This is a genomic window from Albidovulum denitrificans (assembly GCF_002973535.1).
In the GTDB taxonomy this organism is placed as follows: Bacteria; Pseudomonadota; Alphaproteobacteria; order Rhodobacterales; family Rhodobacteraceae; genus Albidovulum; species Albidovulum denitrificans.
Genome location: NZ_PVEP01000001.1, coordinates 78,984 through 91,828 on the forward strand (window position 1 = coordinate 78,984; position 12,845 = coordinate 91,828).

A 12,845-nucleotide genomic window follows, 5' to 3' on the forward strand; every position below is an offset into this window, starting at 1 on the left:
GCCATGCTGTCCCGCTGGATCAAGAATGTCATGCCGCGCGGCCTTTACGGCCGGGCCGCGCTTATCCTGATCCTGCCTATCGTGACGATCCAGCTTGTCGTGTCCATAGCCTTCATCCAGCGCCATTTCGAGGATGTGACGCGGCAGATGACGGAAAACGTCGTGCAGGACGTGGCGCTGATCCTCGACCGGGTGAACCGCGCGCCCGACCTTGCGGCGGCAGAGGCGCAGGCGGCGGAATTCGCAGGCCCCTTGTCGCTTGCCGTGACGCTGCCCGCGCCCGTGGCCGAAGGCGACAGCCGGGTCTTTTACGACCTCAGCGGCCGGGTGGTGATCGCGACGCTGCGCGGCACCTTCCCGACGATCGGTGCCATCGACCTTTACGACCTGAAAACCGTGCGCATCACGCTTGGCACCGAATATGGACCCATGCAGGTGGAATTGCCGCGCAGGCGGGTTTCGGCCTCGAACCCGCATCAATTGCTGGTCCTGATGCTGGTCACGGGGCTTTTGATGACGACCATCGCGTTTATCTTCCTGCGCAACCAGATCCGGCCGATCCGGCGGCTGGCCGTGGCGGCGGAGGCCTTTGGCAAGGGCAGGGTGGTCGCCTACCGCCCGACCGGCGCGACCGAGGTGCGCGCGGCGGGGAACGCCTTCCTTGACATGCGGGCGCGGATCGAACGCCAGATCGAACAGCGCACGCTGCTTCTGTCGGGGGTCAGCCATGACCTGCGCACCCCGCTGACGCGGCTGAAGCTTGGCCTTTCCATGCTTGACCCCGATGAGGAGGTAGAGGCCTTGCGGCGTGACACGGCGGAGATGGAGGGGCTGCTTGACAGCTTCCTCAGCTTCGTGCGCGACGAGGCCCAGGATGAGGCGCCGGTGACGACCGATCCCGTGGCGCTGCTGCGCACGGTGGTTGAGGATGCGCGGCGCGGCGGGCAGAACGTGTCGCTGCATGCGGTCGAGGGGGCAGGCACGGCGCCCCTGCGGGAAATCGCGGTGCGCCGGGCGCTGGCGAACCTGATCGGCAATGCGGTGCGCTACGGCACGCGGGCCGAGGTTTCGGTCGCCATCAGCGATCGTGCGCTGCGCTTCTCGGTCGAGGATGACGGGCCGGGTATTCCCAAGGAGCGGCGGGAAGAGGCGATGCGCCCCTTCACCCGGCTCGACCGGGCGCGCAACCAAAACCTTGGCACCGGGGTCGGCCTTGGCCTGGCCATCACCGCCGACATCGCGCGCGGCCATGGCGGAACGCTGCGGCTGACCGAAAGTGAACGGCTGGGCGGCCTGCGCGCCGATCTGGTGCTGGCGCGCTGACGCCTCTGGCATTTCGGGTTTGCGCTGATTCAGAACTCGAACTTGTTTCGTTCGAACTCTGATACTTCCTGTCTTAGCGAAAACCCGAAACGCTTCAGGTCACGGCCATCCAGATGATGACCCCCCAAAGCGCCAGCGACAGCACGATCGCGGGCAATATCCACCAGCCCGGCGGAAAGGGCCGCTGATCTTCGAATTCATTCTCGCATTCCGGCGGCGGCAGAGGCTCACGCTCCTGCTTATACCAGCGGTCAAGCGCCTCGCTCCACAGCCCCTCGGCCGCTTGGGCGGCCTTGCGATCATTCCGGTGATCCACCATCTCAGTTTTCCCCAACTACCCGTCCCCAGCACTAGCGCGGAAGGTTTGAGGGAAGCTTAATGGCCGGACGATCCCCGGCCCGGCCCGCGCATGCGGCCTTTATTTCACCCCGCGGGCTTGGTACGAGCGCGCATCGCCCCAACAGGCAAGCGAACCGAATGGCCGATCACAACGACACTTCTTCCCGCGACGCCGCGCCCGCCCGCACCGGCAGACCGGCCGACAATCTGGTCTGGCGGCTGATGAAGGACGGCCTGCGCTCGCAGGGTTGGGTCTATGCCATCGGCATCGCCGCCATGGTCGCCGTCGCCGCCACCTCGGCGCTGACCGCCTGGGTGATGGAGGTGATCATCGACGCCCTGACCGACAGCGGCAACCGGGCGCGGGTCGCGGGGGTTGCGGTGCTGGTCATGGCGATCTTCGCGGGCAAGGGCATCGCGACCTATATCCAGACCGTCGCGATGGCGCGGGCCGGGAACCGCATCGTCGCGGCGAACCAGTCGCGGCTTTACCGCAAGCTGATCCAGCAGGGCGTGTCCTTCTTCACCGTCACCGACAGTTCCGACATCCTTCTGCGCGTGACCCAAAGCGCGCAGCGGGCGCGGGCGCTCATCGACCTATTGGTGACCTCGCTGGTGCGCGATCTTCTGACGCTCGTCGGGCTGATCGTGGTGATGGTCTATCAGCAGCCGGTGCTGTCGATGGTTTCCCTCATCGTCGGGCCACTGGCGATGATCGGCATCCGCGCGATCCTGAAGCGGGTGCGCGGCATCGTCGCCAAGGAACTGATGTCGCTGGGCGAAATCATGAAGGTGATGCAGGAAACCGCGAAGGGCATCCGCGTCATCAAGATCTTTTCCATGGAACCGACGATGACCGACCGGATGGAGGATGCCATCGTCGCGGTCGAACGTCGGTCGAACGCCGTGGTGCGGCTTCAGGCGATCACCAGCCCGCTGATGGAAACGCTGTCGGGCTTTGCCATCGCGCTTGTGGTCTGGGTCAGCGCCCTTGGCCTTTTCGGGGGGGAGCCGACATCGCCCGGTCAGCTCATGTCCTTCGTCACCGCGCTTCTGATGGCCTATGAACCGGCCAAGCGGCTGATGCGGATGCGCGTCGCGGTCGAAAGCAACCTGGTCGGCGTGCGCATGATGTATGAGCTGATGGACCAGGACGATACGCTGACCGAGGCGCCGCACGCCGTCGATCTGGTCCCCGGACCGGGCGCGGTGGAATTGCGCGATGTCAGCTTTTCCTATGGCGCGGGGCAGCCGGTCCTCAGCGATGTGTCGATCACCTTCCAGGCCGGTGTCACCACCGCGCTCGTCGGCCCCTCGGGCAGCGGCAAGTCGACGCTTCTGAACCTTGTCATGCGGCTTTACGATCCGACCGGGGGCGCGGTTCTGATCGACGGGCAGGATATCTCCGGTCTCACCTTCGACAGCCTGCGCCATCGCATGTCCTTCGTCGGGCAGGACACGTTCCTTTTCTCGGCCTCGGTGGGCGAGAACATCCGCGTCAGCCGCCCCGATGCCACGGATGAAGAGGTCTTCGCTGCCGCCCGCGCCGCCAACGCGCATGAGTTCATCCTGGCGCTGCCGCAGGGCTATGACACGCCGGTGGGCGAAAACGGCGCCTTCCTGTCGGGCGGGCAGCGCCAGCGGCTTTCCATCGCCCGCGCCATTCTGCGCCGGGGGGAGATCCTGCTTCTGGATGAGGCGACAAGCGCGCTCGACGCGACGTCCGAGGCGGCGGTGAAAGAGGCGCTGCGCCATCTGACCGCGGGCGTGACCTCAATCGTCATCGCCCACCGCCTGTCCACGATCCTCGAAGCCGACCGCATCGTCGTGCTGGATCAGGGCCGGATCGTCGAAACCGGGACGGCGGCGGAGCTGCTTCAGCAGGACGGCGTCTTCCGCGACCTTTTCGAAAAGCAGTTCGGCGGGACCGAGCTTCTGGGGATCGAGACCCCGCAGGGCTGATCCGCCCCACCTGACACCGCCGCCCCTTAAACGCCGCCGTCGAAGGGTTCGAAGCTTTTCGAACTCGACCGCCGCCAGCGCTTGAGATAGCCGAAGCGGTCGTCATCCTCACGCAAGAGGAACCCTTCGGGCATGTAGGGATAGACATCCTCGCCCGTGACCATGTCGCGGTCCTTTTCGCGCATCAGAAGGTGGTGGGGCAGGAAATCGCTGGGATGGGTCAGACCCGCCGCGCCGGTCATGTCGCCAAGCGCCTTCATCGTGTTCTTGTGGAAGTTGTAGACCCGTTCCGCCTTGTCCGGCACCACCAGCGCGCGGTAGCGGTCGGGGTCCTGCGTCGTGACCCCGGTCGGGCAGTGGTTGGTGTGGCAGGCCTGCGCCTGGATGCAGCCGATGGCGAACATGAAACCGCGCGCCGAATTGGCCCAGTCGGCGCCAAGGGCCAGCGCCTTGGCGATGTCGAAGGAATGGATCAGCTTGCCCGAGGCGCCGATCTTCACCCGGTCGCGCAAGCCCACGCCGCGCAGCGCGTTATGGGCGAAGGTCAGCCCCTCGACCAGCGGCATCCCCATGTGGTTGGCAAATTCCAGCGGCGCCGCCCCGGTGCCGCCTTCCTTGCCGTCCACGACGATGAAATCCGGCGTGATCCCGGTTTCCAGCATCGCGCGCAGGATGCACATGAATTCGCGCCGGTGGCCGATACAAAGCTTGAAGCCCACCGGCTTGCCCTTGGCCAGCTCCCGCATGTGCTGGATGAATTCCATCATCTCGATCGGGGTCGAGAAGGCGGAATGCGACGCGGGGGAGATGCAGTCCTTGCCCATCGGCACATCGCGCGCCTCGGCGATCTCGGGCGTGATCTTGGCGGCGGGCAGCATGCCGCCCTGACCGGGCTTGGCGCCCTGGCTCAGCTTCAGCTCCACCATCTTCACCTGATCCTCGGCGGCGACGGCGGCGAATTTGTCGGCGTTGAAGCTGCCGTCATGGTTGCGGCAGCCGAAATAGCCTGATCCCAGCTCGAACACGATGTCGCCGCCGCCCTCGCGGTGATAGCGGCTGATCCCGCCTTCGCCGCTGTCATGGTAGAAATTGCCCCGCTTCGCGCCCTTGTTCAGCGCCAGGATCGCATTGGCCGACAGCGCCCCGAAGCTCATCGCCGAGATGTTGTAGATCGAGGCGCTGTAGGGCTGGGTGCAATCCGGCCCGCCGATGGTCAGGCGAAAGTCGTTATCCTTGATCTTGCGCGGCCGGATCGAATGGGTCAGCCATTGGTAGCCGCTGTCATAGACCCGTTTCTTGGTGCCGAAGGGGCGCTTGTCCTCGACGTTCTTGGCGCGCTGGTAGACGATGGCGCGCGCCTCGCGCGAAAACGGCACCTCTTCCTCGTCGCCCTCGATCAGGTATTGGCGAATCTCCGGCCGGATCAGTTCGAAGAAATAGCGCACATGGCCAAGGACCGGATAGTTGCGCAGCACCGCATGATTGGTCTGCGCCATGTCGCGAAACCCGACAAGCGACAGAAAGACGAAAAGAATCGCGGGGATCAGCGTCCAGTCGGTCCAGAAGAGCGCCACCACCGAGACCAGCGCCAGAACGATGCAGATTATGAGCGGTGAGAACCGCAAATAGGCTGAATGCATGACTGTCTCCCTGTCGCGGCCGTTTCACGGCCCTTGATCGTGGTTTCCCCAGCTTCGCCCGAAATTCGGGCAGGCCGCAACCCGCCGCGACCATGCGCCCGAAATATAAACGCTTCGTGTCCGGCTTCGCCCTTGATTGGTAAGCATGCTTATATTATGTGGCGCTTATGAAAACGATCAAGACAAACACGCTCGGCTTTCTTCTCCACGACGCATCGCGCCTTCTGCGGCGGCGGTTCGAGGCGCGGGGGCAGCGGCACGGCCTGTCCTCCGCCCAGTGGCGGCTTCTGGTTCACCTGATCCGGGAAGAGACGGCCTCGCAGGCGCGGATCGCGGAACTGCTTGAGATTGAGCCGATCTCCGTCTCGCGCCTTGTTGACCGGATGGAGCAGGCAGGCTGGGTGGAACGCGGCAGCGACCCGACCGACCGCCGGGTGCGGCTTCTCCACCCGAGCCAGAAGGCGCTCGATGCCTTTGCCGAGGTTCGCGACATCGCGGGCGAGGTCTATGACTGCGCGCTTCACGGGCTGGACGCGGCGGAACGCGCGCTTCTGATGCGCGGGCTTGAGACGGTGGTGGCCAATCTGGGCCAGATGGAATTGGACGATGCCGCCGAGGCGGCGGCACGAAAAGGGGCGGCGGAATGAACGCGGTGACGAAGAAAAGCGATGTGACAAGTGGCGCCCAACCCGCCGACGCGGCCCCTGAGCCGAAGAAGAAACGCGCCCGCCGTTTCGCGCTGATGCTGGCGCTGCCGGTGATGCTGGCGCTTGGCGGCGGCTATGTCTGGTTCACCGGCGGGCGTTATGAGACGACGGAAAACGCCAACCTCCAGCAGGCGCGCGTCTCGATCAGCGCCGCGGTTTCGGGCCGCGTCACCGCTGTCATGGTCCATGACGACAGCGTCGTGAAGGCGGGCGATCCGCTGTTTCAGGTCGATCGCGAACCCTACCGGATCGCACTGGAACAGGCCAGTGCGGCGCTGGCGGCGGCGCGGCTGAACGTGCAGCAGATGCAGGCCGCCTATGCCAAGGCCGTGGCGCAGGACGACGCGGCGGCAAGCGACCTGAGCTATTATCAGACCGACTACGACCGCCAGAAGGCACTTTCGGACAAGGGCGTCATCACCGCCTCGGGCCTCGACGCCGCCGAACGCGCCCTTCTGAGCGCGCGTGAGGGCAAGGCGGCCGCCGATCAGGCGGTGCAGGCCGCGCTCGCTGCCCTTGGCGGCAAGGCCGACATCGACATCGAAACCCATCCCGCCGTCCTCGCCGCGCTGGCCGCGCGCGATCAGGCGGCCTATAACCTCGACCGGACGCTGGTGACCGCGCCCGCCGACGGGATCGTGGCACAGGCGGCCTCCTTCCGGGTCGGCGAATACGTCACCCCCGGCAGCGGCCTTTTCGCGCTGGTCGAGACCGGGGAAACCTGGGTCGACGCGAATTTCAAGGAAACCCAGCTTGGCCAGATGCAGGTCGGGCAGGCGACGACGGTCGAATTCGACACCTATCCCGGCCGCGACTTCAAGGCCCGTGTCACCGCCATCGGCGCCGGGACGGGGGCGGAGTTCTCGCTGATCCCGGCGCAGAACGCGACCGGCAACTGGGTGAAGGTCACGCAGCGCATCCCGGTCCGCATCACGCTTGACGCGGGCGAGGAACTTCCGCTTTTGCGCACGGGGATGAGCGCGAGCGTCACCGTCGATACCCAGTCCGAACCCGGCACCGCGATGGCCGGCACGGTCCCCGCCGCCGAATAGGACCGCCCGCCGATGTCCGCCGACCATCACGAGATCGACCACACCAAGATCCCGCACAAGGGCCTCATCACGATCTCGATCATGCTCGGGACCGTGATGCAGGTGCTGGACACCACCATCGCCAACGTCGCGCTGCCCTCGATGACGGGCGATCTTGGCGCCTCGCCCGACACGATCAACTGGGTGCTGACCTCCTATATCGTCGCGGCGGCGATCATGACGCCGCTGACCGGCTGGATTTCCGACCGCATCGGGCGGAAGGAATTTTTCCTGATCTCCATCGCGGGCTTCGTCGCCGCCTCTGTCGCCTGCGCAGGGGCGTGGAGCCTGTCGTCGATGGTCTTCTTCCGCCTCATGCAGGGCGTCTTCGGCGCCGCCATCGTGCCGCTGTCGCAGACCTTCCTTCTCGACATCAACCCGCGCGAACGGCACGGGCAGGCGATGGCGATGTGGGGCGCGGGGATCATGGTCGGCCCGATCATCGGCCCGACGCTGGGCGGCTGGCTGACCGAAAGCTTCAACTGGCGCTGGGTCTTCCTCATCAACCTGCCGGTGGGTATCCTCGCCCTTCTGGGCTGCATGGCCTATCTGCCGGGCCTGCCCAAACGCCGCCGCAGCTTCGATTTCTTCGGTTTCGCCATGCTCGCGCTTGGTATCGGGGCGCTGCAACTGATGCTGGACCGGGGCGGAGAGGTGGACTGGTTCGCCTCATGGGAGGTGTGGATCGAACTGGCCGTGGCGCTGTCGGGCTTCTGGGTCTTTGTCGTCCATATCCTGTCCTCGAAGGCCCCCTTCGTCGATCCGCGCATGTTCGCCGACCAGAACTTTGCCGCGGCCCTTGTCTTCATCTTCATCATCGGCGTGATCCTTCTGGCAAGCCTCGCGCTGCTGCCGCCGATGCTGGCGCATATCTTCGGCTATCCGACCATCACCACCGGCTTCGTCATGGCCCCGCGCGGGGTCGGGACGATGATTTCCATGATCGCCGTCGGGCGGCTGGTCCACCGGGTCGATGCGCGCATTCTGGTGATGACCGGCCTCAGCCTGACCTCGGTCTCGCTTTACATGATGATGGGCTTCACCCCCGACATGAACGAATGGCCGATCGTCTGGAGCGGGGTGGTCCAGGGCCTTGGCCTCGGCCTTGTCTTCGTGCCGCTGACCACGCTGGCCTATGCGACGCTTGAGCCGAAGTTCCGCGCCGACGCGGCGGCCTTCTTCAGCCTCGTGCGCAACATCGGGTCGTCCATCGGCATTTCCATCGTCTCGGCGCTTCTGGTCCATAACACGCAAGTCAACCATGCCGAGTTGTCGGCGGGGATGACGCCCTACAACCCGGTGCTGCGCCATGCCCTGCCGGGCGCGGTGATGGGCGATCCAACGTCCCTGTCCGCGCTTGACGGGCTGGTGACGAAACAGGCGCTGATGGTGGCCTATGTGGACGACTTCAAGTTCATGTTCATCGTCACGCTGATCGCGATGGGGCTGGCGCTGTTCCTGCGCCCGCCGGCAAAGAGGCCGACCGGGATCGACGCCGCCGCGATGGCGGAGTGATCAAAGCCGCTTGCCGGTTTCCGGCTCGAACAGGTGCAGCATGTCGCGGTTCGGGACGACATGGATCGGCCGGCCGGGATGCAGGTCCAGATGCCCTGGCACCCGCACCACAAGGCTGTCGGGCGCGACCGCCGTCAGCCGCCCATGCGCATAGGCATCCGCGCCCAGCGTTTCGACCGCGTGAACCACGACCGGGAAACTGCCCGCCATGCCGTCACGGCTGAGCGTGAAGTGTTCCGGCCGGATGCCCAGCAGCACCGTCTTGCCCGGCCCGACTGATGCGGGCAGCCGGTCCGGCAGCCCGATCTCCGGCCCGCCGTCAAGGATCACGCCATTGCCCGCCGCATTGATCCGCGCGGGCAGGATGTTCATCGCGGGCGACCCGATAAAGCCCGCGACGAAGGTGTTCGCGGGCCGGTCGTAGATCGCCATCGGCGTGTCGATCTGTTCGGCGACGCCCGCATTCATCACGATCAGCCGGTCGGCCAGTGTCATCGCCTCGACCTGATCATGCGTGACGTAAAGCGAGGTGATGCCGACGGTGCGCTGCAACTCCTTGATCTGAAGCCGCATCTGGACGCGCAGCTTGGCGTCGAGGTTCGACAGGGGTTCGTCGAACAGGAACGCCGCCGGATCGCGGACCAGCGCGCGGCCCATCGCCACCCGCTGCCGCTGTCCGCCCGACAGCGCGCGGGGCTTGCGGTCCAGATAGGGCAGAAGGTCCAGCATCTCTGCCGCGCGGCGCACTTTTTCGGCGCGCTCCGCCTTGGGCAGCCCCGCGATCTTCAGCCCATAGCCCATGTTGTCCGCGACCGTCATATGCGGGTAAAGCGCGTAGTTCTGGAACACCATGGCGATGTCACGCGCGCGCGGTTCCAGATCGTTCACGACCGTGCCGCCGATCTCGATCACGCCGCTGCTGATCGCCTCAAGCCCCGCCACCATGCGCAAAAGCGTGGACTTGCCGCAGCCCGACGGGCCGACGATCACCACGAATTCCCCGTCCTCCACGTCGATGGAGACGCCATGGATCACCTCGGTCTTGCCATAGCTCTTGCGGACATCTTTCAGCGATAGGGTGGCCATTACTTCTCGGTCTCCACAAGTCCCTTGACGAACCAGCGCTGCATCAGGACGACGATCAGCACCGGCGGCAGGATCGCCAGCACCGCCGTGACCATCACCAGATGCCAGGGCGTATCGGCATCGGCGAAGGAAATCATCTTCCGAAGCGCGATGACGATGGTGTTCATCTCATTCGAATTCGTGACCAGAAGCGGCCAAAGGTACTGCGTCCAGCCATAGATGAAGAGGATCACGAACAAGGCCGCGATATTGGTCGCCGAGAGCGGCAGCAGAATGTCGCGGAAGAACCGCCACGGCCCCGCACCATCGACCCGCGCGGCCTCCAGCAGCTCATTCGGGATGGTCATGAAGAACTGGCGAAACAGCAGCGTGGCGGTGGCCGAGGCGATCAGCGGCAGGATCAGCCCGGCATAGGTGTCGATCAGGTGAAGTTGCACCATGACCTTGTAGGTCGGCAGGATGCGCACCTCGACCGGCAGCATAAGCGTGATGAAGATCAGCCAGAACATCGCCATGCGCAGCGGAAAGCGGAAGAAGACGATGGCATAGGCGGAGGCCATGGAGATGATGATCTTGCCGACCGCGATCCCCAGCGCCACGATGGTGGTGTTCAGCAACAGCCGGTCCACGCTGACCCCGCCGATGCGCCCGATGCCGCCTGCCAGCGCCTCATGATAGTTCTGATAGGCCTCTGGTCCGGGGATCAGGGGCAGGGGCGGGCGCAGGATGGTTTGCAGCGAATGGGTCGATGCGACCGCGACATAGTAGATCGGAAAGGCCACCACGACCGCGCCGAGGATCAGGAACAGATGCGCCGCGATCCGCCCCGACCGCGATGCGCCGACCATGTCATGTTCAGCCATAATGCACCCTCCGTTCGATAAACCGGAACTGGAAGGCGGTCAGGCCGATGACGATCGCCATCAGGATCACCGATTGCGCGGCCGAGGAGCCAAGCTGAAGGTTCACGAAACCGTCGTTATAGACCTTGTAGACCAACGTTTCGGTCGCCTTGCCGGGGCCGCCGCCGGTCACCGCATGGATGATGCCGAAGGTATCAAAGAGGGCATAGACGCCGTTGACCACCAAGAGGAAAAAGCTCGTCGGTGCCAGAAGCGGGAAGACGATGGTCCAGAACCGCCGCCGACTGCCCGCCCCGTCGATGGCCGCCGCCTCGATCAGCGATTTCGGGATCGCCTGAAGGCCTGCCACGAAGAAGAGGAAATTGTAGCTGATCTGCTTCCAGCTTGCCGCCGCGATCACAAGCCCCATCGCCTGCTTGCCGTTCAGAAGCGGGTCCCAGTCGATGCCCATCTGCTTCAAGGGCCAGGCGAGCGAGCCGAAAGACGGGTTGAACATGAAAAGCCACAGCATCCCCGCGATGGCGGGCGCGACCGCATAGGGCCAGATCAGGACGGTGCGGTAAAACCCCTTGCCACGCACGACCTTTTCCGCCTGCACGGCAAGGAAAAGCGCCACCGCCATGGAGAAAAACGCGGTCAGGATCGAAAACACCACCGTCACCTGAATCGCGTTCAGATAGGCCGGATCGGCCAGAACCTTGCGGAAATTGGCAAGGCCCACGAAGGTGGTTTTCAGGCCAAAGGCATCCTCGCGCAGCGTCGATTGCCAAAGCGCCTGAACTGCGGGCCAGTAGAAGAAGACAAGCGAGATCAGAAGCTGCGGCGCGATCAGCAGCCAGGGCAGGACACGATGGGGGAAGGTGGCGCGGTTCATGTCAGGAAAGGCCGCGCCCGAACGGGGCCGGGCGCGGCCATGGACCTTACTGGCCCATCGCTTCCTTGATCGCGGCATTGCCGCGCGAGACGGCATTGTCCAGCGCCTCTTGCGCGCTCTGGTCGCCCGCCAGCATCTTCTCGAACTCCTCGTTCTCGATGTCGCGGATCTGCGGCAGGTTGATCAGGCGCACGCCCTTGGAATTGGCGGTCGGCGCCTTGCCCATCATCTGGGTGATCGGCGTTTCACGCCCCGGATTCTGGTCGTAGAATCCGCTGGCCTTGGTCGCCTCATAGGCCGCCATCGTCACCGGCAGATAGCCCGAGGTCTGGTGCAGGTATTCCTGCACATCGGTCTGCGAGATGTAGGAGAAGAAGGCGGCGATGCCCTTGTAGGTCTCGTCCGACTTGCCGCCCATGACCCAAAGGCTCGCGCCGCCGGGGATGGTGTTCTGCGGCGCGCCGGGCGCGTCGCTGTCATAGGGCAGCTGGCCGATGCCGTAATTCATGCCCGACTTGACGATATCGCCCAGACCGCCGGAGCTTTCCGTCATGATACCGCATTCGCCCGCCAGGAAGATCTGCTTGGCCTCGGACGTGCGGCCGCCATATTTGAACGTCCCGTCCTTGGCGAGATCGGCCATCGCCTGGAAATGGTTGACGTAAAGCGGCGCGTTGATCTGAAGCTCGGGCACGCCGCCCGGCGCGAGACCGTTTTCCTGCGTCGCATAGGCCGCATCGTTCCAGGCCGCGAAGTTTTCCAGGTGAATCCAGGTCAGCCAGGTGGAGGTATAGCCGCAAGGCGCGGCACCCGAGGCCTTGATGGTTTTCGCCATGTCCCAGACCTCGTTCCAGGTCTTGGGCGGCGTGTTCGGGTCAAGCCCGGCCTTCTCGAAGATGTCCTTGTTGATATAGGTGATGGGCGAGGACGAGTTGTAGGGGAAGGACAGCATCGTCCCGTCGGGCTTGGAATAATAGGCCACGATGCCGGGCAGGTATTGCGACTTGTCAAAGGTCATGCCCGCGTCTTGCAACACCTCGGCCACCGGCTTTACCGCGCCTTCGGCTGCCATCATCACGCCGGTGCCGACGTCGAAGACCTGAATGATGTCGGGCGCCTGCCCGGCGCGGAAGGCGGCGATGCCCGCGTTCAGCGTTTCGGGATAGGTGCCCTTGAAGGCCGGGACGACCTTGTAGTCGGACTGGCTGGCGTTGAAATCGTCGGCGATCTTCTGGACCACCTCGGCATTGGCGCCGGTCATGGCGTGCCACCAGCTGATCTCGGTCTGGGCAAAGGCGGGCAGGGCAAAGGCGCCCGCCGCGACGGCACCGGCGAAAAGGCTTGCATGTTTCATGGTCTGCTCCCTGTGTTCAGCATCCCCCGGAGGTTCCGGGGCCGCCGCCCTTCTAGCTGTCAAAACATGACAGCCCGATGACGCGCGGCCG

Annotated in this window: 11 protein-coding genes; 5 read left to right on the forward strand and 6 right to left on the reverse strand. The window is 64.8% G+C overall.

The window, feature by feature from the left end:
- The first annotated feature begins 3 nt into the window (after positions 1 to 3).
- Positions 4 to 1,323 (forward strand): ATP-binding protein, encoded by a 1,320-nt coding sequence (locus LX70_RS00415; RefSeq protein ID WP_105512575.1) that lies wholly within the window; start codon positions 4 to 6, stop codon positions 1,321 to 1,323.
- Positions 1,324 to 1,417: 94 nt separating this feature from the next.
- Here the strand turns inward: LX70_RS00415 and LX70_RS00420 are convergent, their stop codons facing one another.
- Entirely contained in the window at positions 1,418 to 1,642 is a 225-nt protein-coding gene (locus tag LX70_RS00420; RefSeq protein WP_105512576.1) for a hypothetical protein, read from the reverse strand.
- Between the two features lie 158 nt (positions 1,643 to 1,800).
- Here LX70_RS00420 and LX70_RS00425 point away from each other — a divergent pair, with 158 nt between their 5' ends.
- Entirely contained in the window at positions 1,801 to 3,624 is a 1,824-nt protein-coding gene (locus LX70_RS00425) for an ABC transporter ATP-binding protein (protein ID WP_105512577.1), read from the forward strand.
- Positions 3,625 to 3,650: 26 nt separating this feature from the next.
- On the opposite strand, the gene LX70_RS00430 is transcribed toward LX70_RS00425, so the two are convergent.
- Positions 3,651 to 5,264 (reverse strand): FMN-binding glutamate synthase family protein, encoded by a 1,614-nt coding sequence (locus LX70_RS00430; protein ID WP_105512578.1) that lies wholly within the window; start codon positions 5,262 to 5,264, stop codon positions 3,651 to 3,653.
- Between the two features lie 167 nt (positions 5,265 to 5,431).
- Between LX70_RS00430 and LX70_RS00435 the strand changes: the two genes are divergently transcribed.
- Genes LX70_RS00435 through LX70_RS00445 form a run of 3 tightly spaced genes read left to right on the forward strand, consistent with a single transcriptional unit; the run spans position 5,432 to position 8,577 of the window.
- On the forward strand, positions 5,432 to 5,911 hold the full coding sequence (locus LX70_RS00435; RefSeq protein WP_105512579.1) for a MarR family winged helix-turn-helix transcriptional regulator: 480 nt from the start codon (positions 5,432 to 5,434) through the stop codon (positions 5,909 to 5,911).
- Complete coding sequence (locus tag LX70_RS00440; RefSeq protein WP_105512580.1) at positions 5,908 to 7,023, forward strand: HlyD family secretion protein; 1,116 nt, start codon at positions 5,908 to 5,910, stop codon at positions 7,021 to 7,023. Before LX70_RS00435 ends, LX70_RS00440 begins: the two co-directional genes overlap by 4 nt.
- 12 nt (positions 7,024 to 7,035) lie before the next feature.
- Positions 7,036 to 8,577 carry a DHA2 family efflux MFS transporter permease subunit gene (locus LX70_RS00445; RefSeq protein WP_105512581.1) on the forward strand — a complete coding sequence of 514 codons (1,542 nt, stop codon included), beginning with the start codon at positions 7,036 to 7,038 and terminating at the stop codon, positions 8,575 to 8,577.
- On the opposite strand, the gene LX70_RS00450 is transcribed toward LX70_RS00445, so the two are convergent.
- From LX70_RS00450 to ugpB, 4 genes are read right to left on the reverse strand one after another with little or no spacing between them, the layout of a single operon-like run.
- Positions 8,578 to 9,663, reverse strand: a complete 1,086-nt coding sequence (locus LX70_RS00450) for a sn-glycerol-3-phosphate import ATP-binding protein UgpC (protein ID WP_105512582.1) — start codon at positions 9,661 to 9,663, stop codon at positions 8,578 to 8,580.
- The gene (gene ugpE, locus LX70_RS00455) at positions 9,663 to 10,526 is read right to left on the reverse strand and encodes a sn-glycerol-3-phosphate ABC transporter permease UgpE (RefSeq protein WP_105512583.1); all 864 of its coding nucleotides are present in this window, start codon (positions 10,524 to 10,526) and stop codon (positions 9,663 to 9,665) included. The genes LX70_RS00450 and ugpE overlap by 1 nt, the downstream gene beginning before the upstream one ends.
- Positions 10,519 to 11,400: a sn-glycerol-3-phosphate ABC transporter permease UgpA gene (gene ugpA, locus LX70_RS00460; RefSeq protein WP_105512584.1), complete on the reverse strand. Its 882-nt coding sequence runs from the start codon at positions 11,398 to 11,400 to the stop codon at positions 10,519 to 10,521. Before ugpA ends, ugpE begins: the two co-directional genes overlap by 8 nt.
- Before the next feature lie 46 nt (positions 11,401 to 11,446).
- Positions 11,447 to 12,754, reverse strand: coding sequence for a sn-glycerol-3-phosphate ABC transporter substrate-binding protein UgpB (gene ugpB / locus LX70_RS00465; protein WP_105512585.1), 1,308 nt, complete (start codon positions 12,752 to 12,754; stop codon positions 11,447 to 11,449).
- Positions 12,755 to 12,845: the final 91 nt, after the last annotated feature.

What these genes read in the sequence shown, in the direction of transcription:
- LX70_RS00415 (WP_105512575.1), top strand. Translation starts at nt 4, where the DNA reads ATGCTGTCCCGCTGGATCAAGAATGTCATGCCGCGCGGCCTTTACGGC.
- LX70_RS00420 (WP_105512576.1), bottom strand. Translation starts at nt 1,642, where the DNA reads ATGGTGGATCACCGGAATGATCGCAAGGCCGCCCAAGCGGCCGAGGGG.
- LX70_RS00425 (WP_105512577.1), top strand. Translation starts at nt 1,801, where the DNA reads ATGGCCGATCACAACGACACTTCTTCCCGCGACGCCGCGCCCGCCCGC.
- LX70_RS00430 (WP_105512578.1), bottom strand. Translation starts at nt 5,264, where the DNA reads ATGCATTCAGCCTATTTGCGGTTCTCACCGCTCATAATCTGCATCGTT.
- LX70_RS00435 (WP_105512579.1), top strand. Translation starts at nt 5,432, where the DNA reads ATGAAAACGATCAAGACAAACACGCTCGGCTTTCTTCTCCACGACGCA.
- LX70_RS00440 (WP_105512580.1), top strand. Translation starts at nt 5,908, where the DNA reads ATGAACGCGGTGACGAAGAAAAGCGATGTGACAAGTGGCGCCCAACCC.
- LX70_RS00445 (WP_105512581.1), top strand. Translation starts at nt 7,036, where the DNA reads ATGTCCGCCGACCATCACGAGATCGACCACACCAAGATCCCGCACAAG.
- LX70_RS00450 (WP_105512582.1), bottom strand. Translation starts at nt 9,663, where the DNA reads ATGGCCACCCTATCGCTGAAAGATGTCCGCAAGAGCTATGGCAAGACC.
- ugpE (WP_105512583.1), bottom strand. Translation starts at nt 10,526, where the DNA reads ATGGCTGAACATGACATGGTCGGCGCATCGCGGTCGGGGCGGATCGCG.
- ugpA (WP_105512584.1), bottom strand. Translation starts at nt 11,400, where the DNA reads ATGAACCGCGCCACCTTCCCCCATCGTGTCCTGCCCTGGCTGCTGATC.
- ugpB (WP_105512585.1), bottom strand. Translation starts at nt 12,754, where the DNA reads ATGAAACATGCAAGCCTTTTCGCCGGTGCCGTCGCGGCGGGCGCCTTT.